At 44.5% G+C, this 25,769-nt stretch carries 14 protein-coding genes; 2 read left to right on the top strand and 12 right to left on the bottom strand.

Annotated elements, in window-relative coordinates:
* Positions 1-355: 355 nt before the first annotated feature.
* Both L5M17_RS11475 and L5M17_RS11470 read left to right on the top strand, forming a co-directional pair.
* Positions 356-4,162 carry a CHASE domain-containing protein gene (locus L5M17_RS11475; RefSeq protein ID WP_263147524.1) on the top strand — a complete coding sequence of 1,269 codons (3,807 nt, stop codon included), beginning with the start codon at positions 356-358 and terminating at the stop codon, positions 4,160-4,162.
* 5 nt (positions 4,163-4,167) lie between these two features.
* The gene (locus L5M17_RS11470; RefSeq protein WP_218678307.1) at positions 4,168-5,097 is read left to right on the top strand and encodes a diguanylate cyclase; all 930 of its coding nucleotides are present in this window, start codon (positions 4,168-4,170) and stop codon (positions 5,095-5,097) included.
* 337 nt (positions 5,098-5,434) lie between these two features.
* Here the strand turns inward: L5M17_RS11470 and L5M17_RS11465 are convergent, their stop codons facing one another.
* The 12 genes from L5M17_RS11465 to L5M17_RS11410 form a co-directional block, all read right to left on the bottom strand.
* Positions 5,435-7,606, bottom strand: coding sequence for an AAA family ATPase (locus tag L5M17_RS11465; protein ID WP_107946331.1), 2,172 nt, complete (start codon positions 7,604-7,606; stop codon positions 5,435-5,437).
* Positions 7,603-8,040, bottom strand: coding sequence for a VPA1267 family protein (locus tag L5M17_RS11460; protein ID WP_107946332.1), 438 nt, complete (start codon positions 8,038-8,040; stop codon positions 7,603-7,605). Before L5M17_RS11460 ends, L5M17_RS11465 begins: the two co-directional genes overlap by 4 nt.
* A complete protein-coding gene (gene gmtX, locus L5M17_RS11455) occupies positions 8,040-8,717 on the bottom strand; it encodes a gamma-mobile-trio protein GmtX (RefSeq protein ID WP_107946333.1) in 678 nt (225 codons plus the stop codon). Before gmtX ends, L5M17_RS11460 begins: the two co-directional genes overlap by 1 nt.
* 1 nt (position 8,718) lies before the next feature.
* On the bottom strand, positions 8,719-11,385 hold the full coding sequence (locus tag L5M17_RS11450) for an integrase family protein (protein WP_107946334.1): 2,667 nt from the start codon (positions 11,383-11,385) through the stop codon (positions 8,719-8,721).
* Positions 11,385-12,842, bottom strand: coding sequence for a gamma-mobile-trio recombinase GmtY (gmtY, locus tag L5M17_RS11445; RefSeq protein ID WP_107946335.1), 1,458 nt, complete (start codon positions 12,840-12,842; stop codon positions 11,385-11,387). Before gmtY ends, L5M17_RS11450 begins: the two co-directional genes overlap by 1 nt.
* A 170-nt stretch (positions 12,843-13,012) precedes the next feature.
* The gene (locus L5M17_RS11440; protein ID WP_173496181.1) at positions 13,013-14,932 is read right to left on the bottom strand and encodes an EAL domain-containing protein; all 1,920 of its coding nucleotides are present in this window, start codon (positions 14,930-14,932) and stop codon (positions 13,013-13,015) included.
* An 8-nt stretch (positions 14,933-14,940) separates the two neighbouring features.
* Complete coding sequence (locus tag L5M17_RS11435) at positions 14,941-15,648, bottom strand: transglutaminase-like cysteine peptidase (RefSeq protein WP_105250450.1); 708 nt, start codon at positions 15,646-15,648, stop codon at positions 14,941-14,943.
* 19 nt (positions 15,649-15,667) lie between these two features.
* Positions 15,668-16,276: an OmpA family protein gene (locus tag L5M17_RS11430; RefSeq protein WP_105250449.1), complete on the bottom strand. Its 609-nt coding sequence runs from the start codon at positions 16,274-16,276 to the stop codon at positions 15,668-15,670.
* Entirely contained in the window at positions 16,273-17,694 is a 1,422-nt protein-coding gene (locus L5M17_RS11425; RefSeq protein WP_105250448.1) for a TolC family outer membrane protein, read from the bottom strand. The genes L5M17_RS11430 and L5M17_RS11425 overlap by 4 nt, the downstream gene beginning before the upstream one ends.
* Positions 17,695-17,723: 29 nt before the next feature.
* Complete coding sequence (locus tag L5M17_RS11420; RefSeq protein WP_168825932.1) at positions 17,724-19,106, bottom strand: HlyD family type I secretion periplasmic adaptor subunit; 1,383 nt, start codon at positions 19,104-19,106, stop codon at positions 17,724-17,726.
* Positions 19,103-21,280 (bottom strand): type I secretion system permease/ATPase, encoded by a 2,178-nt coding sequence (locus tag L5M17_RS11415; protein ID WP_105250446.1) that lies wholly within the window; start codon positions 21,278-21,280, stop codon positions 19,103-19,105. Before L5M17_RS11415 ends, L5M17_RS11420 begins: the two co-directional genes overlap by 4 nt.
* A 116-nt stretch (positions 21,281-21,396) precedes the next feature.
* Positions 21,397-25,769, bottom strand: a 4,373-nt coding sequence (locus L5M17_RS11410; RefSeq protein ID WP_263147513.1) for a beta strand repeat-containing protein, incomplete at its 5' end; no start/stop codon positions are given.

The raw sequence follows: 25,769 nt of genomic DNA, 5'->3' as shown, positions 1-25,769 counted from the left end.
AGCGATCTGCTTCTATTGATTTCCGTAGATCACGCAATTAAGTTGGATTGACAATGTTAGGGGGCGCTAATTTGTCCTTGCTCTGTAGATTAAATATGACTATTCATATCGACATAAGCTCAATGCAACTTGAAAGTTTTGCTTTTTGAGCTTAGATTGATATTTTTAATAAGTTTCTAATTTACTGGTTGGCTCAACTTGTTTTAAAAACACGGCGCGCTGGTGCGACTGTTTCATAATGAGCGAGTCCTACAGGCAAATCAGTTGCTGGATTGTTTCTGAATTTGATTTTGGTTTTCCATCTAAATTATCGGCCCTACCCTTTTTATATCAATCGGAGCCTCCTGAGCATTAAATGAAGTCACTTATCTCTGTTCCCAAATTTTCATTACGCAGTTGGTTAATGTCATTATGGCTACCGTTAGGGTTATTAGTTATTGGCTACTTTGTGGCAACATCCATGGTAGATCAGCAACAACAAACCCAAGCAAAGCGAATTAGTGATGCGGTTACTGTCAGGTTAAATCTAATTGCAGAAGGGGTTCAGGAAAAGGTCACGCTGTATCAATATGGTTTGCGCGGCACCCGTGGTGCAGTAATGTCGCTATCCCCTGAGCATTTTGATTACAACGATATGCAGGTCTATACGCAAGTGCGAGACTATAAAAGGGAGTTTCCAGGGGCTCATGGTTTTGGTTTAATCATCAAAGTTGAACCAAACCAAACTGCGGCATTTCTAGACCGGATGGCTGCCGAGCGACCAAGCTACAACTTCCAAATCAGGCAGCTTACGCCACACCAAGATAGCCTTTTTGTGATCACCTATATTGAACCTGAGCAAAACAACCGAGAGGCCGTGGGGGTTGATATTGGTTCCGAAGCAATGCGCCGCAAGGCAGCATTAGATGCGGCGTTCAATAACGATGTGAGGTTAACAGCGCCCATTACCTTAGTACAAGCAAATGAGCGAGCTCAACAGGGTTTTTTAATGTTAATGCCGGTATATAAAACAACAACCGTGCCACAAGATAGTCGGCAACGGCTTGAACATTTATTTGGCTGGAGTTACGCCCCAATCCTGATTAACGACGTCCTTAATTCAGTTGCTGGTCTGGAAAACGATGTCTTTCTGCAAATCAGTGACATTACCGAACAAACGCCAATCGAGTTCTTCAGCCAAGAAGTGAAAGACACTTACGACGCTGCTCTACAACATAAATTAAATCTCTCTGTATTTGGCCGCCAATGGCAGCTGTCGCTTACGCCAACCAATCGCTTTATTAATGAACTGCAACTGCGCTCTGGCACCAGCTTATTTTTTGAAGTAATGGCAGTCAGTACCATCCTGGCCTTTGGCGTGTATCTACTGCAACTTATGTTAATGCGCAGAAGTCAGTTAATCCGTCATAAGCAGGAGCTGGCAAGTATTGCAGAGCAAACTTTACTAAAAGCGAATGCTGAGCTTGAACAGCAGGTCGCACTGCGAACGGCGGAGATTTCACGTGTTAATATCTTGCAGCGCAGTATTCTTAGCAGCGCGGGCTACGCCATTATCGCTACCGATGAAGAAGGCATTATTACGGCCTTTAATCCAGCAGCAGAAAAACTCTTAGGCTATCGCGCAGAGGAGGTCCTTTTCCAACAAACCCCGTCTATTTTTCATCTGCCCGCAGAAGTGGAGCACCATGCCGCTAAGCTGACCACTGAGCTCGGTAGCAACATCGCGGTCGGTTTTGAAACCCTTGTAGCGAAAGCGCGTCTGGGGCAAACGGATAATGTGCGCTGGACCTACCTGACAAAAACCGGTGAACAGGTGCAAGTAAAACTAAATCTCAGTGCACTAAAAGATGAGCAAGGTCAGCTAGCAGGCTTTCTTGGTATCGCGTTTGATTTAACTAAACAACTTAAATACGAAGCGGAACTGGCACAAGCAAAAGAACAAGCTGAGTCTGCTAATAAAGCAAAATCTGAGTTTTTGGCAAATATGAGCCACGAGATCCGCACGCCGATGAATGGAGTTCTGGGATTATTACAATTGGTAGCCAACAGCACGCTGGATCAACGCCAGGCCGACTATATAGAAAAAGCCTATAGTGCAGCTAAGTCTTTGCTTACCTTGTTAAATGATATTCTGGATTTCTCAAAAATTGAAGCCGGTAAGTTGGAGCTAGACCCGCATCCATTTAGTTTGACGGATTTGCTGCAGGATATCGGCCTTGTTTTTTCATCTAGTGCAGAGCAAAAAGGATTGGAAGTGCTATACGATGTCACAGCGGATGTGCCTGAGCATTTGTTAGGTGATAGTTTCCGTATTAAACAAGTCCTGATAAATCTGGTCGGCAATGCCATAAAATTTACTGATAAGGGTGAAATACTCATCTCAATTAGGTCTCAATCACTGCCAGAGGGCGAGATTAACTTGTCTTTCAGTATTAAAGATACTGGGATCGGTATCACGCTGGAGCAACAGAACGCTCTTTTTTCCGGTTTTCAACAAGCAGATTCTTCAATAAGTCGTCGCTATGGCGGGACAGGTTTAGGTTTAGCCATCAGTAAGCGCTTGGTGAATTTGATGGGTGGTGAAATCGGCGTAGAGAGTGAATTTGGTTGTGGAAGTACCTTTAGCTTTAACGTCGTCGTACGCAATGCGGAGAAGAGGGCGATCCAAAACTCTCAAACGTTTACTCGTAGTAATGAAAAGTTGAGCGTGTTGATTGTCGATGACAACGACAGTGCGCGAATAATTTTACAAGGTATTGCGGTCTCGTTGGGATGGCAGGCAAAGATTGCGTCCGATGCGCAAGAGGCGTCACTATTAGTCAAGCAAGCCCACCGCGATAGTACTCGCTATGATGTCGTTTTCGTAGACTGGCGTATGCCGGGTAAAGATGGCCTAACCTTCGCTCGCGAGCTACGGGAATTGCATAGTAGCGTGGTTTCACTGATTGTAATGATTACCGCTCATGGAAAAGAACTGCTCGATGAGCAAAATAACGATTATGAGCGCTATCTGGATGGATTTTTAATTAAACCTGTTACAAAAAATATGATGATACAGGCAGTAAAGAGTGTTGTTTTTGGCGATCTCGACCTGTCGCTCCCGACCTCCCCCCTCCCGCACGAGCTGCCATTGCAGGGAATATCCTTACTGCTGGTAGAAGATAATTTGACGAACCAGCTGGTTGCCAGTGAGTTACTGCAGCAACTAGGGGCGACCATCAAAATTGCTAGCAGCGGTGAGGAAGCGTTAGAGATGCTGGAAAGTACGGCAGAGCACTTTGATATGGTACTGATGGACATACAAATGCCGGGAATGGATGGCTATCAAACCACTCGTGAGATTAGAAAGCTACCTAGACATCAGTTGCTGCCGATTATTGCTATTACAGCGCACGCCATGTCTGATGATATAGCCGCTTGCCTGGCAGCAGGTATGCAAGACCACATCGCAAAACCTTTTGATCTTAACGAGTTGACGACCAAAATTCTCAGCCATCATAAAGCAGAAAAAGCACCTCACGTCAAACAAGTTAATAAATCAAACCTGAATTTTGATCAGGCAGCGTTAGCGTTCTGCCAGCAGCATCATATTGAACTCGAAGCTGCTGTTCAGCGCCTTGGTTATTCCCTGACGATTTATGTCAATGTATTAAAGCAATTTGAGCAGGACCTTAGGCAAGCATTACAACAACTAGAGGATAAAACACTTACCCGTCGTAATGCACGATTGTTGTTTCATAGTTTAAAAGGTGCTGCAGGCACACTTGGCTTTAGCAATCTGGCAAAGCTTACTGCCCGCTTGGAAGATGAGCTGCGTGAGCACAGTGATGACGGTTATCAGGTAGATAACAACGTTCTGGATATACTGAAGTTAACTCTTAACACCGCTACAGACTTGGTGAAATTATTACAAGTGGAACAGCAAATAGCTACCGCACAAGCCCCTGTTAGCCGGACGGAACAGGCAGCTCAGTTAATGACGCTAAAGCAACATCTCAATCTTGCCAACATGGCAGCGTTGCCACTTTATCAGCAATTGGCACCGTCACTGCAGGCTCAAACACCTGAACTAAATAAAGAGCTTGAAGAGGCTCTAGTCAACTTGACTTTTGAGCAAGCAGTCGTGATAGTTGATAAAATGTTAAGTCAATTCAAAGAGTAGTTTATATGTCAGCTGACACTATACCAAATGTAGCTATCAGCCAATTCCCTGCAACCATTTTAGTTGTCGATGATCAACCTATTAATATTCAGATTGTCTTTCAGGTTTTAGGCAACGAGTACAATATTCTGATGGCCACAAGCGGCAAACAGGCAATAAAAGTTTGCCACGACAGTCGGCCTGATCTCATTTTGTTAGATGTAGTAATGCCTGAGCAGGATGGATTAGAAACATGCAGGCAATTAAAAGCCGATAAACAACTGGCAGATATCCCGGTCATATTCGTCACAGGCTTGCAGCATGAAACGGATGAAGATGCCTGCTGGGATGCAGGTGGCGTCGATTTTATTCAAAAGCCATTTAATACAAATACATTACGTAACCGGGTAAAGGCTCACTTAGCCCTGAAAAGACAAGCTGACTTACTGCGTTCTCTCGCTTATCTGGATGGGTTAACCGGTATTTATAACCGCCGCTATTTTGATAACGTTTTATCAATCCAACTTGCCCAACATAGACGTAAACTGAGTCCTCTTGCAGTATTGATGATTGATATCGACTACTTTAAGAAATATAACGATACGTTTGGCCACTTAGCAGGAGATGATGCTTTACGTAAAGTGGCCAGTGCCCTAAAGCATAACGGGCGACAGGCTGACACGGTCGCCCGCTATGGAGGTGAAGAATTTGTAGTGTTGCTAGCCGATACCGATATAAATGGCGCAGTAACCGTGGCAAAAAAGATGCTGCATCATGTATTGGAATTAGATATCGCACACCCCCAAACTCCCGCCACCAAACTGAGCATCAGTGTTGGCATTGCCGTCGCCGATGAAGCGAAAGGCTACGATAGTAATATTATAGAACTGGCAGACCAGCAGCTGTATTTAAGTAAACAACGTGGTCGTAATACCTATTCGGTTGTACTAGCGTGAGGTCTGGCAAACCTATTACCAAAAAATTACTATCTATGAGTGATTAATTTTAAACTCTGTTGTTACCATGATTTTTACAGCATAATATTGAAACCGGCCAAGATAATTTACACAGAATACTGGGACCATAACCCGCTGCGCTGCTCATCGCCCTTACACTAACGTTCTGCTAACGACTAATAGCGGACTTTAATACCTGCACATTGTAATATCCGCTTCTGGCACAAAGCCGAGATCCGACGAAGTGGTACTTTCCGTGAAAGTTGTGGTGCGATTAATTTGCAACACGTGGTAAGGAGCGGTTGCAATGGGGTGGTAAATTAAGTGCAATTAATCACTAATTTTGGTGTAGTAGTTCACTCAAGTAGCTATTTCGCTTATGTGAGTTACTGTGGGCTTCTGTAATAACCCTTAGTTCATCCGAGCTACCAACTATATGGATCTCAGCCTCGGCTCTGGTAATCGCGGTATACAGCCACGCTCTATCAACGATTTTGCCTTTCTGTAGTGCAATAATGATTCTAGGAAACTGCGAGCCTTGAGCTTTATGTAGGGTTATTGCATAACCCAACTCCATGCAATCGAGCACGGATTGTGTGACCTCAACTTTATCCCCCGTATCCAGCGTTACTTCACCATAACTTTCACCTGATGAGTCAATGCTGGTAAGCGTACCAAGAGAGCCGTTTTGAATGCCTTTATCATAGTGGTTTTGCGTAAATAGAATCGCATCATTCAATCTGAGGTTTTGAAAGAATCTCTCACCGTGCATTTCAAACTCAAGCCTTCTACCGCTTGGGTTAACAGCCTCTTGGGTCAGTTTATTAATTTCAGCAACGAGTGCCTTGGTCGGTGCCATGACGCGACTATTTTCAGGGGATTGCTGATACAAGTCACAGCAAACTTGAGCAATGTCGCTCTTTGCCGTTTCGTGGAAGTGAATAGCCCCCGTACTTAGTTTTTCAGGCACGATACCACGATTAATGAGCTTGGAGTATTCAGGAATACCCGTTGAGCCTTTCTGACGCTTAACGATATCTAGCATAGTATTAGCAATGGCTTTAGATAGAACGATATCAGCCAAAACCTTGCCACAACCTATAGGTGGTAACTGGTCAGGGTCGCCAGTAAAAATAATACGAACCAATGGGTGAATATGGTTGACCAGGCGATACATGGTTGGCAAGTCAATCATACTGGCTTCATCTATTACCAGTAAATGCTTTGGCTGGTCTGAACTTGGCTCAATAGGCTCTCTACGTAATAACTTAGCGATAGTTGAGGTGATAAAGCCAATTGACTCATGCAAACGCATAGCAGCTCGGCCACTCAGTGCTACTGCGTGTATTTCAAATCCCATTTGATGGTAGGCTCGAAGTGCGGTTCTAAGGACTGTGGTTTTACCTGTGCCAGCTCCGCCCGTAATACAGCTCACGGCGTTATCTAAACACGTTGTCACTGCTTCAACCTGTTTTTTGGTTAGCTCGTATGGCAATTCATCAACCGCAGAGCAATATGCAGAATTTGCAACTTCGTCATAAAGGTTGTTTTGATTAGCTAGTGCTTTAAGTCGTTTGGCAACGACATTTTCCATCAACAACTGGGCGGTTGGATGATAAGAGCCAGTGTCAGGGTTTAGGATGTATTGCGCTTTGTTGTGACCTGCTTTAAACGCTTCCGTCACCAGTTCCTTATCTTTGAGTAATTTGGATAGGTATGGGCGCAAACACGCTTGAGTTGTATAGGTGTGGCCTTTCTCAATCTCTTTTCGAATAGCGGTTTCAAGTGCTGCGCTGAGCCTCTTGTGGTCATAATCTGTGAACTCAGGTTTGAAGTCATAATTTGTGACCACAAGATCGACTTGTTCAAATGACATCCCAAAACCAATCAGTACATACGGATTTTGTTTAATAGCCTCAATGGACTCTTCTCCATGATGCTTCAATAAGCGCTGCTGAATACTTGCTGGTATCTTGTGATCGGTCATCCAGTTGCAGTAGGCCAGATTCTTATATTTGGCGTAACCCTCAAATAACGCATTGATAGAATCTTCACTCAGGACACTTCTAAGGCGCTCTCTTGATTCAGGAGTGTCTTTTCTAACCGTTGAGTGGAAGCTCTTACCTAGAAGCTCCCATAGCGCTCTAGCTTTGCTTTCTCCAATACCTTTGAAGCTTGCTTCTTTTGCGATAAAGCGAATCAGTTGCTCACCCGTTTCTGGTAGGCTGCATTCAATATGCACTGGTGACTCATATGTGTGCTGCTGCATCACGAAATCCCCCGTTGGCACTTCATCGATTGAACGAGCGCCTTTCACCGACCAATGCTGACCAAGGGCAGGCTGTACGGGAATTTCATCAGGGTTAACTTTAATGGTGACGTAATACTTACCACTGTTGGTCTTGTATGAGTTTTTTGCCAGTGGCACACCACTGAATATCACCATATTGGTTGAGCTATAAGGGATACTGGTAACGCGCATTTGGTCTTGATGGAGTGCTACATTCATCGTGGTATGAATCCCATTTCAGACAGGGTTTCAGACAACTCCCCGAATCGCTCTAGCTTGCTCTCCAGCTCCTTAACCTTCGCTTTCAACTCAATGTTTTCAGCCTCCAGCCCAGAAACACGCTTTGAATCTAGCAGTTTACGATTAGCAGTGTTGTCATATTGTTTTGGCTTGTCGGCATCTTTCTTTGCGGATTCGGTCAGTGGTGGGAGCACACCTTTATCTCGCAGTTTGTCTTCTAACGACTTGAGCGCCTTCCTGAGCGCTGGGTTCTGGGCAAGGGCAGACTTGCCGAAACCGACCCCTTTTGCTACTTCTATGCGGTTGAGCTTGCCTTTGAAGGCTATTTGTTTAAAGTCATCATCAGACTGAGTAGCTTGCCAAACTTCGAATGCTTCAAGGTTTTGCTGTGCTTTTTGCTGCCCACTTGCCATTATTCGTCTACCTCACCTAACAACTTGCGTAGACCTGTTGCAAAGCCTCTAGGGAAGATCTCTGTGTTGCACTCCATATCTTTTACTTGGCCTGCTTGTGTGGTTTGCCAGCCATGCTTTTCCATACATTCGTCCGAGATAGCATAGGCCAAGGCTTTCTTCTCGGATTCCGTCAAGATGCCAGATAGTGAAGGCAACACTTCAACACTCGGCTCTGCACTTGCGTCAAACTGACGGACAGGACGTTTATCAATGGTAATGTTCGCGTGTTGTTTAAGTAGGTTAACCTCTTTACGGTAACGATTACGTTCGGCAATGATTTGGCCGAACAAGGCTCGTACCGCTGGGTCTGGAATACGCTCTAATAGCTTATTGTCCTGTGGGACAGACTTAGAGCGCGAGGTAGGCGATAGCGGCTTCTTAGTGGTAGTCTTGCACTTTTGCGCCCATGCTTCAATCAAGGTACGGTAATGCGCGTTACGGGTCGCTCTAAGTGCTTCGTAACCGGGGCCAGATTTGGCTGCCGAGATTCGTCCAATCTGCGTAATGGAAAAGTCCTCCTGACCTGATTCAGCATACGCTTTTAAGATAGTATTGAGCGTATCTAAGTTTTGTTTGGTTCTCGGTACTTTACCGTCCTTTAAATCCTCAAGAATGACATCTATATCCAGCTCCATGCTATTTCTCCAGTAGTGCAGGTTGGGTGAAACTTTCTAAGCGCAAAGCTTTATCTGATAAGGCATTGATACCTGCGCTAAATAGCTTGTTGTCGCATAGATATTCACCCGCTTCGATGTAACTAGCGACTTTGCGGTAGCCTTCCATTTTATCATCAGGATCAGCTATCTTTGCCATTTGGCGAAGCATGGCATTGCCAGCGATTAGCTGTTGTTTTTCATCCATTTCCATGAAGATAGGCTCAAAGCCTTTTTTCATCAGCAAACGACTGAGTTGGCGAGAGCGCTTTTCAATGGCGGGAGTTTTACGCAATTCATCCTGCAAATCAGGATAGAATTCAGCATCTTCACACAGCAGTGATAGATGCAGTAATTCAGATTCTGTTTCAACAAATCTCAAGGCATGGCTAATATCATGCTCATCACCTACCGCAATCATTTTATCTTTCGTGTCACCACTGTTTCTAGCTTCTTCAACGTGAATGATTTTGCCGATTAACTCAAAACAGGCTATCCAGTCTTTGGTGTATTCATCAGCCTCGACTTGTTGCTTTTCATAGCGGCGTTGTAGAACCTGCATGTCATTATGTTTGGTAAAAGGCGTACCTTGCTCTTCACAGAAGAACTGCTCGTCTTTGAGTGCTTCCAGCTCACCTTCGATTTCAACCGACAGGTTAGCCGCTTGGTGCGCCTTGTAACTGAGTTGATTAAACTGCGCGTTAAGCGCTGGCAGATATCGCGCCTCGGTGATAAACCAACGGCAACGAATACAGTTTTCAGGGCCGTGTGGCACGCTGCCATAGATGCGATTAGCGGCAGCACTTGCATCTCTAATCAACTCACCGCCGTTCCAGCAACCACCCAGCGTACTGACTTCATCGGATTTTACGGTGTTGCCTCCGACCAAACATAGGCCAGAAGAGCGCTCTTCCCAACCGATGGGGTTACGATTAACTAACGCTGCCTGAATACTATCTTCTTTGTGATAGACCATCCTGCACTGAATTTGCGCTAGTGAGGCATCTTTAAGGAAGTTGCGCACTGACTGCTTGGCTTTACCCTCAAGCTCCCCTTCGGCTTCACTCATTTTTTCCGCCATCACGGACGGGGTGATTTTATTGTAGTAGATGGTCATTAGGATGCGTGAGTGCCCTGCCAGTAGTTTGGATATGACAGGTAGCGGTAACTGGGTATCCATCGTGTAGGCAGTTATCAGCGATACACGCAAACTGTGCAGGGGGTGGTTCGTGGCAACCTTAGCGTTTTCTGGAGTGCCTTCTGGGTAACCCACAACCAGTTTAAGTCGTTCGCCATTATCCAGCGTATTGCCCTGTTCAGCGAGCTGGTTTTCCAGTGTTAGCAAGAGTTGATACCAAAGAGGTGCCAGAGACACTCCCCCATAAGATGGTTTGTATTTGTCATCTCCTTTCGCTGACGCATCCCGAAACAGAAAGGCGATTTCACCCATACTTGCTAACTGAGTTTGTGACTTCTTTGGGCCAGCATGCTTAATTAGCAGTGTGGTGCAGTCAGTCGGTTTCACTATTGGGTTGTATTTTTCCTGCCAGTTACGCAACTTTTCCAGCCAATACAGTACCTCTTCGTTTTGCCAAGGAATAATGTAGCCGCGCTCTAGTTCCGATTTATTCTGGTCTGCGGTTTTGTTGGTATTGACATACAAACCTGTTGAGTGTTGCCCCGTCATAGTGTCATGAATGCGGCGAAAGATACCTTTTCCAAAGGGGCGTTTTTCGCTACCGAGCGCAAAGTCATGCTTATCATTAAGCTTCCAATGACCGCTTTCATAGCGCCACGTATCCGCTTCACCACTATCTAACATGCATACCTGATAGGTACGCAGTGGCAGATGCAGCTTCATAAATATAAGCATCGCTTTGACGGGCGACCACATTTGGTGGAGGGTGATTCTTTTACTATTTCTAGTCACCTCTTTAGTGCGCCACACGCAATCGGGGTCAGATTTGTCAATTAGTTCAGGCTCGACCTCGAACCAGTCGCCACTTTTACCTGATTTGCTTTGCCCTGTCTGCTCTTGTGCCCAAGTCCAATGCTTGAAATGTCGGTAGTGATAGCTAGGCAGTAACGACTCGCCTTGCGGTAGGTTTTGCTCAATCACCGCCAGTTCAGCTTTGTCTGGCAATGGACACAGAATTTGGCGCAGGTTTTGAATATAACGATACGGCAGTGGGTTACGCACGGTTTCAGTGTGTGAGCCTTGGGTCTTAATTTTGCTTAACGGATTTTGAACCAGTGGTGTTAAGTTGCCGCTATCATCTTCTTCAGATAAATGATGCTCAATGATGTAATCAATGAAGTCACAGGGGTAGTTGATACCTTTTGATACTTCCTCGTGGGCGTTAATTGTTTTTCTCACCCTAATTTCTAGCTCTTCAGTGGAGCAGATATGACCGTTGTACCCCTTGAAAAACAGACCAATATCAGTTGCATAGGGAGCGCACTCCAACAGGTAGGACTCAAAGAAACGGCTCAACGCCTTAAGCTTGTGGTTTATTCCTGAATGTTGTGTCGCCATCCACTCAGCGGCTAGTTCCTGCCATTGCTCCCACTCAGGGCCAAGGGTGGTGAGCATCCATTTAAACGTTAAGTCCGATGCACGCCCGTCACGTTTCTTGCCTTTTTTTGACATTATTTACCTCGTAATTTCGGATGCTTGCCTGTGAAATAGCCTTGCGGGTCAATATTGTCAAAGCCATGTTCGACCAATGTTTTCCAGTCGAGTGCTTTGACTTTGGACTCAGGATTTGCCAGTTGTAGCGTGGCCTTGTTGAGTTCATCGGAGATTTCCTGCTGCCCTTTACCTGTGTAGGGAACTTGAGACTCCAGTGATTTATGGTGCATACAGCGACGAATGATTAATGGGTTAAGGCCTGAGCGCTCTAATCGTCTACCATAGTTATGTCGATGTCCGTGAGGATCTAACCCTTCCGCTTTATTCGGTGCTAACCCAATGCGTTTTAGTCCTGCCGCATAGCCTTGATGAAAAGCGTTGAGCGTGTATGGGTTGCCGAGGGCGCTGTGATGGAATGAAATGAACGCATACGGGTGATGACAATCAATACTGGCTCGGTACTTTTGATAGTCTTTCCATAATGACATGAAGACCTTGCCAAACTCCGTGGGGAACCATTGCACTTGGATGTAATTATCACGATGGTCTACAACACGATTCTTCCAACCAATCCGCGCTGTACCCTGCATTTTGATCCGAGGTATGCGGGCATACTCTTCTTTAAGATAGGCTGCTCTGGTATGCTTCCCACTTCGACTGCGCCAGCCATCAGGTGCTTTACCATCAACTTCGTTGTATACCCGAACCACAGCATTATCTGGATTGTAAGGGTCTTCAAACACGTCCGTCACCCAAATTAATAATGCTTCACTTTCTCGTAGACCACCGCCATGCATCAGCAGAAGAATAAGCTTATCTCTTAGCACTACCCGTGGGTCTTTTGCGCCACCCATTCCGTCTTTGAAGAATGACTCCCATTGTTTTTCTGGAAAGGCAATCGCATCGTCTTCCGTTTTGGTGAGTGGAGTGCGCCCCTTCATTGTTCTGGCTTTGCGAATAGTTTTATTGATGCTCTTGTCTTCGATATGCCCAAGAAAATCATGCTGGTTTTTACGAAACCATGCCGCATAATTTAAACGTTGTTCATGCGGAGTCGCATCCCTCAAGGGATTCATTGGCTCAGTACCTTGCTTATTAGCAATCCAGTCAGTAAAAGCTGTCAGCCTATGGATGTGTTTATTGACATGCTCTGTCGAGCTGGGCATCCAATATAAGCCAGACGGATCGAGTCCATCTTCACCGACTGTGCCGCTATACAGGCGTTTAGCAAAGGTTTGGAATAGAATTTTTGGGTCGTTGAACAAGTCCTTGTTAGCCTCCAGATAATCTAAAAGCAAAGAAACGACTTGAATGAATTGATTCATAACGGATGCACTGACACCGTTTGCCTCCATTTTAAGAAGGTAATCCGTTACAACACTCAACTCGCCTTGTTCGGTAAGCAACACTGGTAGTTGGCTTTTTATGCCCGTGTTATCTTCGACAACAGTCGCTTTTACTTTTACTGATGACAAGTTCTGAATGCCTATACATATAATACATACAAATCACTATATACCCACGCTTAAAAATATCAATAAAAAAGGCAGATTTCTCTGCCTTTATACACATTATACATAGTTTAATGTACTATATATAACTTACGGAGCTTTTTGTTTGCAAAACCACTTCTTAATAATACGGCTTAGTCAAGATTCACTGGCGGGGCGATAAAGCCTTGATAGGCATCTGTTCTAAGCTCGTTAAAACGTTCTAGCTGAGCCTTTTCTTGAATACCCGTAACTATGACTTGAATGTCCAATCCTTTTGCTACGTTGATTAGGGCGCGGCACAATTCGCTATTGTGGTGTGTCTCATCATAGTAGGCGAAGGATTGATCCAGCTTCACATAGCTAGGTCTTAATTCCTGTAGATAAGACATAGAGCCAAACTGACGACCAAAGTGGTCAATACCAAACTTAGCACCGTTATCGCGAATGATGTTACATAAGTGCTGACATGACTTAAGATCACTATAAACACCAGCCTCAGGGATTTCGAAGCAGATACGCTCAATAAATGCGGCATTTCGCAAAAATTGATTTAGCCACTCATGGAACTGAGGATCGTTAATACTTTGGTGGGTTAAGTTAATTGCGAGCGGTTCATAGCTCCGCTCGAGCAGTTTTTGCTCGTAGACAGTTTCAATTAAGCATTTATCGAGTAAGGCACCAAGTGATAATAACTCGATATACGGCATAAATTGCCCTGCATGGGCGAGTTGATCACCAAGCTCTAATTGGCAATACAATTCCCGTTGCGCTATGCCATCACCATCGCAAAATTGGATGGGTTGCCATCTAAACTTAAACTTCTTATTGCTGATAGCATGGCTGAGGTTATCGCGCCATTGCTCGCGGGTGAATAATTGCTGCTCTGTGGTTTCAAACCAGTGGAAGGTTTTATTCTCTTGTAACGCTTTTTGAAGGGCATTGTCGGCTTGGGCCAAAATATCAGACACATTCATTTGCCCAATACGTTCCGCAATACCGATAGCAAAGTCTTCGTTGGGCTTACAGCCTGCTTTTGACATTTCTTGATTGATGGTACGGATAAGTGTTTGTAAATATTTACTGATCTGATCGTGTTCAACATCGGTCACTAAAAATGCAAATTCATAGGCGGCAATACGCCCTATGACCGAAGGCGTTATTTCGTTTAATTGCTGTTGAAACTTTTCTGCGAGGATCCGTATGGTTTCATCTCGAACTTGATAGCCATATTTACTGTGCACTTCTTCGAGCCAGTCGAGTTTGGCGAGGAATAAAGCACCGCTGCTAGGTTCACTTAACCAACCATTTAAACGACTTACTACATATTGGCGGTTAGGCAGGCCTGACGCGGGATCGACAAGATTCTTCTTACGTAACGCGCCAACCTCTTCGTCAAGAGAATGGAACACTTGTTTCAATTGAGCTGACATGCTGTTAAATGCAGTTACTAAGTCTTTTAATTCGGTTGTTTTGGGGAGTGCCATGTCTGGACCAAATTGGCGTGCTGCGATACTTTTTGCGTGTTCAGACAGGGTGTGGAGAGGTTTCAATATCCATGTTAAGCCTACTCTTGCTGTAAAAATAGCAACGAGAAAAAGTAGTGAGAAGGCGATGATGGTATTGGACATGATTCGCCATAGTTCATGATAACCAAAACCAGGATGAGCAGTGATTTCAAGCTGTGCTAGCTGCAGCCAACCCGAGGTGATAGTGCTTTGTTTTTTTATGGTTTTAAACAGATCTAGATTGATAAACCATTGAGGGACATCTTCAATTTTTAAAGGATTATTCCACTCTTGTTGCTTACCATCGACCATCCAAGTCAATTTTACATTTTGATAGTAACCACCTTCAAAAATAACATTCACTAAGGTTTCTGCCGCTGCGGTATCGCCGGCTTCGAGTGCTGGGGTAAGCATTAGACCGAGTGAAGTGCTGGCATTGTTTAGATCGGACTCCATTTGCTTTGTTAAAAAGCTTTGAGTCTCAGTGAATTGCACATAGCCAAGGCTTGCAACTACAAGCAAGAACAGGCTAAAAAGCAGCGAATAAATCTGTCTAAACAGTGTCATTTTTGGTGCTACTCCAGTTTTAATTTTGGTTGCCTAAGACGGTCAACACCTAATCTATGGTTAAGATCGTTCCATTTTTCTAATCGTTTTGAGGACCCTGCCAGTACGCCTCGACCTTGCTCTTTATTGAGCCATAACTGTTTACCGTTAAAGCTATAAACAGGCAGTAGATCTTTTCTTTTTGTGGCGGGTTTTATTTCATGGTCAAGATTATCGAGCACTAAAGGAATTGATGATGGTGTTTCATAGTAAGCCAATACCATATGGTATTGATTAACCGTAGTGGCTTTAACCATAGTGATCCGCATCTTGTCCTCTTGAACACCAAGTTGGAGTAGGGTGAAGTATTTTGCGATCGAAAAGTCTTCGCAATCACCGCCATTCACACCAATAAACTCCATCGGCGTTGCCCAATAATTCGAGTCTCCCCATAATTTACTGTCATCCACAAAACGGAATAAATTAAAAAAGTTATTCACCTTCAATAACTTTTCTTTTTCATCTAGCGTACTCGCTTCCGATAACACTTTGAACCAAGCCCTTGCTCGCATTCCAGCACGTTCGCCGTAATGTTTTTCTAGGGTTGAAGTTATCTTCACTTCATCAAGGTTTTGTGTGGGGGCCGCATATAGGCAACATATGCCTAAGGCTGACGCTATTAGGCTAAAGCGGCAGACTCGCAATAATGAATCTTTATAATCAAGTCTGCCGTTCATAACCTAATGTGTTAGTCCTTTATTTTGAGTTGTCATCGACCGAGTAAATTGTCCATTTCATGTCTGCTGCCGTATCATCACCAGTGACTTCTGCAACAACACGACGGTTACGAATTTCTGCTTCTGGCGTCTGTTCTAAAACAATTGGGCGGCTAGAACCATATCCAATAGCAGTTAATCGACTTCTATCAATACTAAAGCGTTCAGCCAGTACTGCGGTGACAGCATTTGCACGTTCTTGAGATAATACTGTATTTCGTTCATCGGTTCCTGTGCGACTCGTGTGACCTTCGATAGTCACTTTGGTCGTTGGATACTGACGTAGAAAAATAGCCACCTCTTCAATTTGAGGATAGTACTCAGGCGCAATATAAGCAGAGTCATTCGGGAATAAAATATTTATTTCCTTTCGCTCGTTAATCGCTTTTATTTTGCCACAGCCATAGTTATCAATACCTGCCCCTTGGGCCGTGTCGTTGCAGCGTTCACGGGCTTCAATGACACCATCGCTATCTTTATCAGATAGATCATAGGTTTGAGTTGTGACCATTTCGTCAATATTAACCGTATCGCGCATCGAACAACCAGCTAAAAGAGTGACACTTAGAAAAAATGTGAGAGTTTTCATTTGTTAGCTCCTCCTTCATAATTGCGCTCTCCGCGCCACGCATCAGGTCTAGTGACTTTAAGTGAGTCTAATAATCGCCCTGTAGAATTGAGCACGCGATACTTAGCAATAACTTCATCATATTCAGCTTGTAAGTAGTCTTTACGCGCCTCGAAGAGCTCATTTTCGGTATCTAATAAGTCGAGTAAACTGCGTTGGCCTAAGTTAAACTGTTGTGCATAGGCTGTTTGAGTATCCTTTGCGGCCACGACATGATCGCGAATATATTGTTTTTGCGGCGCTAGCATTTCAAATGCGTTCCAAGCTAGGTTTACCCCTTCAACAACTTCACGTTGGGCACGTTGGCGGATTTCTTTCGCTTCACCTAACTTGTAAGCAGTTTCCTTTTCACGGGCAAGATCTTTACCCCCCGCAAATAAGTTGTATCTCACCCTCACCATGGCGACGAGATCGTTACTATGGCCACCCACATCACTGCGGAAAGCACCAGCACCTGATATTCCGTCTTCGCCGCTGATATCGTTGTTCCAGTTACCATTCAGTTCTAAAGAAACCTGAGGATAGTAATTGGATTGTACTGAAGATCGTTCATTTTCAGCGGCACTAATATCGTTTGCTGCAGATTTGAGTATGGGGTGATTCTCTTGCGCAACAATAATGCCAGAGCTAAGATCCTTTGGCAGCATGTCTGCATCTGGCACTGGTAATATTAAGTCTGCTGGTGCCGCCGCTACAATTTTGACGTACTGTGCTTTTGCATCAAGTAAATTGTTGCGAGCAGAAATAACGTTAGCATTAGCACGCGCCAAACGTCCCGAGATTTGGGATAGATCTGCGATTGAGCCTAAACCTGAGTCAGTACGTTGTTTAATCTGGTCATAAATTTCTTTATGGCTGTTAAGGTTTTTCTCGGCTAATTTTAACACTTCATCGGTGCGTAAATAGTTGAGATAGACTTTACTGACATCGAGTGCCATATCTTCAGCTGCAGCAAGCAGTGCCCATTGGTCTGCGCTAGCTTCAAAGCTATAACGATCAACTTCACTGCTGGTGTAGAAACCATCGAAAAGCATTTGTTTTATGCTAACACCAAACTCTCCGGGATTTAATTCAGCCACCCCTTTGCTATCGACTTCGCCGATATTGGGTCGTCTACGTGTCGATACGCTGTCGGTTTGTTCGTAACCGTAGCCACCATTGACATCAATAGTTGGCATATAGCCTGCTATCGCTTGATTAACTTGTTCTTCTCGCGCTTTAAAGCGGTTGAAAGCCACTCGTAAATCTGGGTTTGTATCTAGCGTATGTGCAACGGCTTGTTCTAACGTCTGACTTTGAGCCGATAAAGGTAACAGGATTAATGACAGCACTATGGCTATCTTTGAACATTGAAATTGTCGTATTGCTGAAGTCTTCATGACCAACCTCCCGGTTTATAAAAAAAGGCTTAGTGCTCTCTGAGCGCTGTGTCCTTAGCCCTTAAAATTGGATTTAAAATGTACTCAAGTATGGATCTTTGCCCCGTGATAACGTCAACTGAAGTTAACATTCCCGGAATAATTGGCATCTGTGTGCCATCGTTTTTGGTTAAACTAGATTCTGCAGTCCTAACTCTGATGAGATAGTAGCTATTGCCTTCTTCATCTTGAGAAGTGTCGGCACTAATATGTTCGACAGTTCCTTTAAGGCCGCCATAGCGGGTAAAATCATAGGCGGTAATTTTTACTACGGCGGGTAATCCTGGATGTAAGAAAGCGATATCTTTAGGCAAGATTTTAGTTTCTATCAGCAGTTGATCTTCCGACGGTACTATCTCGATAATATCGATCCCAGGTTGCACTACACCACCCAGTGTATTGATATGTGTGGTTTTAATGGTGCCATTAACAGGGGAGGTGATAATCGCCTTACTGACTTTATCTTGCGCGCCAACTTGTGCTTCATTCATGCGAGAGAGGCGGGTTTGAGTTTCATTGAGCTGTGCGCGCAGTTCTGCAGCGTAAACAAATACGGCTTCACGACGTTTTAAGATAGCCTCATCTAATGCCGCTTTCACTTTAGGGCGGAGTAAACGCATTGAATTCAATTCACCTTGCAAGTCGTTTACCGTGCGTTCGAGTTTGAGTAACTCAACTTCAGGAACAATACCTTTTTTGGCTAAAGGTCGAGTGAGTTCAAGCTCGCGGGATATTAGCTGCATGCTCGTCGTTAATGTCGTTGTTTTAGAGGCGAGATCATCAATTTCTTGCTGTCTTTGTTGAATTTGACGTACGAGGATCTCAAGTTGGTTACTTAAGTTATCTAAGCGTCCGTTGTATTCCTCTTGTTGTCTTTTCACTAAGGCGGGTTCCGCAGCAATGATAGCTTCAGGGAATATCAATGCTTCTTTAGTGATTAGCACTTGTTCACGCCAATCAGAGGTCATGTCTGATATTAGAATGCTGTCGAGTTCGGCGCGCATGCGGATAGCATTGGTTTTTAAGCCATAAACCTCTTGCTCTTGTTGAGCAAAGTCGGAGCGAAAGCGGGTATCATCAATACGCACTAAAGGCTGCCCTTTTGTGACTATCTCACCTTCTTGAACGTAGAGTTCTTGCATTATGCCGCCATCTAGACTTTGGATAACTTGAACTTGTGATGAAGGAATCACTTTTCCCGTTCCAGTCGTAACCTTATCTAATTGAGCAAACCCCGCCCACAGTAAAAAACACACTACCATAGCAGCAAGTGCCCATATGATTAATCTGTGTCCGCTGGGAGCGTCTGTCATCATGGCGCCATAGACATCATCAACCATGTCTAAGTCGTTTGTTGTTAAATGTTTACTCATCTTTTAGCCTCTCCGTTCACTAGGCCAAAATTGAGTTTTTCTAGCACTTCTGCTTTAGGTCCATCGGCAACCACATGGCCGCGTTCAAGTACAATAATGCGGTCGACGAGTTGCAATAAATGCATCTTGTGGGTAATAAGAATTAACGTTCTATCTTTGCTGACATTTTGCATTGAACGAATAAATTGTTGTTCAGCGCGAGCATCTAAACTCGCCGTAGGCTCATCCATCAGTAACACTGGGGGATCATTCAGTGTGGCGCGAGCAAGAGCGACAGTTTGTCTTTGTCCGCGACTGAGTGACATGCCGCCTTCGCCGACCTGTTGGTCTAGGCCTTCTGCTTCTAGGTTGGTGAATTGACTCACACCAGAAAGTTGTACCGCGCGGATGAGTTGATGTTCAGTGACTTGACGTGTACCAAATAAAATATTGTCGCGAATAGAACCATGGAATAGGGTGACATCTTGGGGTAGGTATCCAAAATTACGACGTAAATCACTCGGATGAATCTGTGCTGAGTCTAAACCGTCGTAGCGCAAGCTTCCTGCCGTGGGTTGAAATAGCCCGACCAGTAGCTTAGCTAGCGTACTTTTACCTGAACCATTTCGACCGATAATGGCAATGCGTTCGCCAGGATTAATCGTCAGCGACATCGGATGCAACACAGGCTTTTCAGAACCTGGATAACTAAAACCGACATGATCAGCATTGATCTTGCCTATGAGTCTTTGTTTGCTAACTAAATGCCCTTTATTTTCAAACTCATCTTCTTGAGTCATGATTTCATTCAGTTGGCGTAGTGCACTAGCTGTGTGGTTTGCTCTCGTCATCAGGCCTGCAAGTTGTGCCATAGGTGAAATGGCGCGGCTCGATAGCATAACCGCAGCAATAATTCCGCCCATAGATATCGCATTATCAGCCACACGATAAACGCCCAAAATCACCACGCAGACAACGGTAAATTGCACCGTAAAGTTCGCTACGTTCGATACTGAGTTGGAGAGCTTTTTTGACCTTAATTGCCAGTTTGCACTGTGGCCTATCATCTGTTGCCAGCTTTTTTGCACAATTCCTTCAGCACCATTAGCTTTAATTGACTCTAGCGCTGATAAGCTCTCGATTAAATGCCCATGTTTTAAGCTTGAAAATTTATTGCCTTCTTCGATTGCCGCTTTGAGTTTAGGTTGAATATAAAGCGTGAAGCCAATAATGATTATGCCGCCAATGACAGGAACTATAGCGAGATCACCAGCGACAATAAAAATAATAATTAAGAAAAATATCGCGAAGGGGAGATCGACTAAAGTTGTGATCGTTGCCGAAGTTAAAATTTCACGAATATTATCGAATTCACCTAACTGCTTCGCCATGCCGCCGATACTAGGAGAACGTTTTTCTAGGGGAATACCTATCGCTTTAGCAAAAAGTCGCGAAGACACAATAATATCTACTTTTTTTCCTGCAACATCGATGAGGTAACTTCTAAGTTGCCGCATGATAAGATCGAACATATAAGCAATCGCCGCACCAATCGCTAAAACCCAAAGGGATTCAAAAGCGAGGTTTGGGACGACTTTGTCATACACATTCATAATAAATAACGGTGAAACTAAGGCGAATAAATTCACCAATACAGAAGCGATTAATGCATCACGATAAATTGGTGCTGAATCTTTGAGGGTTTGGACTAACCAGTGGGTTTTATTATCGTGTAGATAAACATCGAAGCCCATGTCGCCACGGTATTCTTGTTTGACTAAGAATAAATATCCCACATATAAGGCTTCGAGCGACTCAATTGTCAGTGTCTCTTCACCGCCCGTCTCGGGTAATTGAATAATTGCTTTATCTGATGCAACATCAAGTTCTCGCAATATACAGGCTTTTTTGTCTTTTAATAATAAAATACAGGGGAGCAATATAGGTGATACTTCGTTTAAGCCTTTTCGAGACAGCTTAGCCGCTAGCCCCGCTCTTGAAGCTGCCTGAGGCAATAAGTCAGGTGATAATACTGTACCTGACAAGGGTAAACCTGCCGCAAGCGAATCGCTCGAGCACGGATTGCCAAAATGCTCAGTGAGTAACACTAAACAATCCAGCAAAGGATCCACTAACACTCTTTGTGAGGCTGAAATGGTCCATTGATCAATTTTTTCAGAAGCTGCAGCAGACACCTAATTACTTATCCTTTGGATTTTTATATGGTTATGGCAAGTATCGGTCATGATGGCCTATATTTCTATAGGCCATCCAATTAGTTATTAAAACTAAATTGTTCACAATTTTATTTCTAGAATAGTTCTGTAGTTTTCAATGGTTCATGCTTGAGCTCAGGGTCTACAACAATTGGCTGAGTATCAACAATTAACGGGCCATTACCATTGGTACCGAGTAAGCCATTAATAATACCAACATCGCTGGTCACACCATACTCTCTAGATAAATCCACTCCATCAAGAATAATCAACTGGGTTACCGAGTTTGGTCCGTTACCATCTGTATCAATGGTTATTGAAGTTGAGCCGCCATCAAAGCTAAAGCTTAAATAGTCATTTAGGTCGTTACTATTTACACCTTTGAGCAAGTCACTCAGATCCAATTTGTCCTCATTCACGTTAAAGTCTGTAATATGGTCTATACCCGTTTCTGCATAGCGCCATACGAAGGTGTCAGCGCCGCTATCACCACGCAGGACGTCATTACCAAGGCCTCCGATCAGAGTGTCGTTACCGTCACCGCCGCGTAAGCCATCGATACCTTCGCCGCCAATCAGTAAGTCATCACCGCTACCACCGTAGACAAGTTGACTACCTTGATCACCATAGACTGTATCATCACCGCTACCAAGGTTAACAGTGTCAGTTTTTGGTTGCAGTGGCTGCAGCACATCAGCCATCAATGTACCTGCATCGGTGGTGATATCATCCTGAGCCATAAATTTGCTACTAAGGATCTCTGCCTGAGTGACTACAGGGTTATTTAGGTTTGGCAAAGAACTGCCTGTGTTCACAATATTGTTAGCAGTAGAAACACCAAGGTCGATGTAATCATTACTATTGCCAGCATTAATCAGCAGCTCAGTATCTTTAGCAATGTACTGAGTCTTGGATGATGAAGCGACAGTACCGTATCCTCCTAAATTAACGGCAAATTGAGCTGTATTATTGATCCAATCGGTCATGATGAATGAATCAACACTCTGACCACCGACAACATTGTTGGGGTGCAGAACGGTGACTTGGAAGTCCGCAGTGCTCTGCGCTGTGTCCTGATTACTGGTTTCAGTCGCCGTAGCCACCACAGTGATGGTGAAGTTGCCATGGCTAGTGACTTTAATCTGTAGGCTGGATTTATCCCAGTTGCTGATATCCACAGTGCCATCAACACCTACGGTAGCTTCGTTGCCCGCAGCATCTTTCAGCACAGCGCCTTCAGGTAAGCCTTGCAGCTTAAGATTCAGTGTTTCTGAAGTATCTGTATCTTTGAGCGACGACGAAATATTGCTGAGTTTAATAAACTCACCGCGATAGCCCATATTGTCTACCACTTTAAATGCTAAGTTATCCAACAAGGCACCGTATGAGTCCCCATTATCTCCTTCAAACTGCAAACGATATTTACCTGAGTGATCAATAGGTAAGGTGATCTTTTGATCTCTTAACCAATTAGCATTCGTTGGATCGAAATCGTATAGCGTTATGGCTTGAGCATTTAATGGGTTGCCTTGAGCATCTAGCGGAATAAGCTTAATCGTCAGTCCAGAGGTATTTACGCTACCTGAGCGGGCCGCAATATCAAATCCGAGTTCGTAGAATCGACCAGCATCCGCTTGAATATCGGTATATAAGGTTTTATCGCCACCATTGAACTCAATTTCCATGACTTTATTGCTATTGGAGCCACCAGAGACGTAGACACTTTCATAACCAATCTCAACTTGGCCACCTTTATTGCTGGTATGCCAAGTGCCGATAGTATTTAGGCCCTTAATGTCATTTGCCTTAACACCATCCCAACTGCCAGAGAATTGGGCATCTTCAAAGTTGATAGCAGCAACAGAGGTGTACCCATTAATTGTCAGGTTAGGTACATCTGCTACTGCTTTAACAGTGATATTCAATGTACTTGTGGCACCTGTATTAGTGGTGTAGGTGATTTCAGGCAATGAACCGCTCCAGTGATCTTTTGGATCAAAGCTGTATTCACCATTTGCCTTCAATTGCAGCTTGCCTTCAGGTAATTGATACCAAGCATTACCGGCATTATAGGTTGTGCCATTCACCTGGAAGCTGGTAATGGATAATGTGCTATCCACATCCGTATCATTTTCCAACACGTTACCATTAGCTAAGGCATCCTCAGAAATGGTTTTGCTATCTGCCTGAGTTACCGTTGGATCATCAACAGGCGTTACCTTGATGGTCAGCGTGTTTGTTGCTCCCGTATTAGTGGTGTAGGTAACCACTGGGACTTGACCATTCCAATCAGCGGCAGGTTTGAAGGTATAGCTACCATCTGCATTGAGAGTCAGTTCACCCTCTGCCAAGGTGATTTTACTACCAGCGGCATGCTGAGCGGCATTGTTAGCAACAGTGAAATGGGTTACAGACGTATTTTTATTGCCATCATTATCCAGCACATTACCGATTACAGTAGTATCTTCAGGACCACTATCTTGATCTTGAGCCGCTTTAAGCGTATTTGCATTAACGGTATTTACATTTAGAGTCAGTAATGCACTGGATTTATCACCATCAGCATCTTGCATGGTGTACGTAAAGGTTTCCGTTGCATTAGCTGGAATCGCAGAGGCGTTGGCTGTTACTGAATAAGTGTAACTACCATTGGCGAAGATGATTAACGTGCCATATTGCCCTGAAATAATGGTTCCTAGGTTGCCAGAGGTACCTGAACCTGTTTGGTTGCCCGCTGCGGCACCAATTACCGTGATATCATCATCAGCACCAGCACTGATTATGTCATTAGCTAACACATTGCCAGTAGTTGAGGGTAATTCATAACCATTACCAGCTACTACACGAACAACTAGTTCATAGCTACTTGCATCATTTTCAGAAGTCCTAATTTCAGTCACAACTTGATTAGTAATTGGATCTCTAAAACCAATTACCTGCAGAGTATAAATTGCCCCCTGATATTCAAAGGTTACATTCGTATTGCTGACTTTAATAATATCCTTTGATGCTTCAGGATCGTTGGTGTTAGGCGTTTCATTGTGTTCAAAGTTGACTTTAAGGGTCACTGGTGTGACTACCCCATAGGCATCAGTAACCGAGAAAGTGACATCCATGCTTGCTTTGGTAATTGCTCCTCCTGAAGAGACTGGGAAATTATAGTGGGTAAAAGTACCTAAAATGATATCTTGGTTTAATGAGAACTGACCATTTAATGCACTGTCATTATCAATAAAACCATAGCCAGATTGATAGGTATTAGTTGGATTTCCCCATCTGATCTGATCTAAACCACTGTCATTATCCGTCCCACCACCATTAGGACTAGTTGTACCATCGAACCTGGTTACGCTTGTGCCATTTGTCCATGATGTCCAATTTGCCACAACGCCAGATACGATAAAACTATCCACGATCACATCGACACTGCCTGTGTCGTTTTTGGCATTAGGGACATCATCAACAATCTTCACATCAAGGCTGCCATTTGCTTGGCTACCATCCTGATCCACAACGGTTACAGCAAAGCTATCTAAATAACTAGTGTTAGTTGCAGGGGGAGAGTCATTGTCGACATTATTATTTAAGGTGTAGCTGTAGCTGATGGAGCCACCGCTTGCATCGCCTGTGAAACCAGTCAGTGTTAAGACACCATAAGGAGTTGTAATATTTACCGCAGTATTGGGGCTTAGTGCCAGTAATGCCGCCAAATTAAAGCTTTGTCCTTTGATGGTGATAGAGGCTAATCCATCAACAGAGGTAAAACTAAAGTTACCAGTCTGAGTCAGCGCATTGCTATTAGGCGCTGAACCCGTTGAAAGGTTAGCTTCGTTAACTGTTAGCTCACCATCTTGGACGTTGAGACCACCTAAAGAAACTCCGTCATTATCTGGCGTGACCGTGATAGTCAAGGTCGAAGTGTCCGTGCTGACGCCGTCGGTGACGGTGTAGGTGACAACCGGGAAGTTGCCGTTCCAGTTGGCGGCGGGCTCAAAGCTGTAGGTGCCGTTGGCATTGACCGTCAGGGTGCCTTGGCCGGCGATCACGTAGGCGGTGCCCAGGGTGAACGGACCGGTTTGTCCGGCGACGCTGAAGCTCTGAATGCTGAGCGGGCCATCGACACTGGTGGTGCCGGTGAGCAAGGAGCCATTGGTGACGCCACTGTCTTCAGCCACGGTCAGGGTTTCATCGGCATCGGTGAAGCCATCGGTGACAGGGGTCACACCGATGTTCAAGGTCGAAGTGTCCGTGCTGACGCCGTCGGTGACGGTGTAGGTGACAACCGGGAAGTTGCCGTTCCAGTTGGCGGCGGGCTCAAAGCTGTAGGTGCCGTTGGCATTGACCGTCAGGGTGCCTTGGCCGGCGATCACGTAGGCGGTGCCCAGGGTGAACGGACCGGTTTGTCCGGCGACGCTGAAGCTCTGAATGCTGAGCGGGCCATCGACACTGGTGGTGCCGGTGAGCAAGG

Source organism: Shewanella sp. SW24 (genome assembly GCF_025653395.1).
In the GTDB taxonomy this organism is placed as follows: Bacteria; Pseudomonadota; Gammaproteobacteria; order Enterobacterales; family Shewanellaceae; genus Shewanella; species Shewanella oncorhynchi.
Note: the sequence above shows the minus strand (reverse complement) of the source record. Positions and strands in the feature narration are given on the sequence as shown.

Bases quoted from the DNA above. Each gene is read 5' to 3' on its own strand.
- L5M17_RS11475 (WP_263147524.1), top strand. From the start codon at position 356: ATGAAGTCACTTATCTCTGTTCCCAAATTTTCATTACGCAGTTGGTTA.
- L5M17_RS11470 (WP_218678307.1), top strand. From the start codon at position 4,168: ATGTCAGCTGACACTATACCAAATGTAGCTATCAGCCAATTCCCTGCA.
- L5M17_RS11465 (WP_107946331.1), bottom strand. From the start codon at position 7,606: ATGAATGTAGCACTCCATCAAGACCAAATGCGCGTTACCAGTATCCCT.
- L5M17_RS11460 (WP_107946332.1), bottom strand. From the start codon at position 8,040: ATGGCAAGTGGGCAGCAAAAAGCACAGCAAAACCTTGAAGCATTCGAA.
- gmtX (WP_107946333.1), bottom strand. From the start codon at position 8,717: ATGGAGCTGGATATAGATGTCATTCTTGAGGATTTAAAGGACGGTAAA.
- L5M17_RS11450 (WP_107946334.1), bottom strand. From the start codon at position 11,385: ATGTCAAAAAAAGGCAAGAAACGTGACGGGCGTGCATCGGACTTAACG.
- L5M17_RS11440 (WP_173496181.1), bottom strand. From the start codon at position 14,932: ATGACACTGTTTAGACAGATTTATTCGCTGCTTTTTAGCCTGTTCTTG.
- L5M17_RS11435 (WP_105250450.1), bottom strand. From the start codon at position 15,648: ATGAACGGCAGACTTGATTATAAAGATTCATTATTGCGAGTCTGCCGC.
- L5M17_RS11430 (WP_105250449.1), bottom strand. From the start codon at position 16,276: ATGAAAACTCTCACATTTTTTCTAAGTGTCACTCTTTTAGCTGGTTGT.
- L5M17_RS11425 (WP_105250448.1), bottom strand. From the start codon at position 17,694: ATGAAGACTTCAGCAATACGACAATTTCAATGTTCAAAGATAGCCATA.
- L5M17_RS11420 (WP_168825932.1), bottom strand. From the start codon at position 19,106: ATGAGTAAACATTTAACAACAAACGACTTAGACATGGTTGATGATGTC.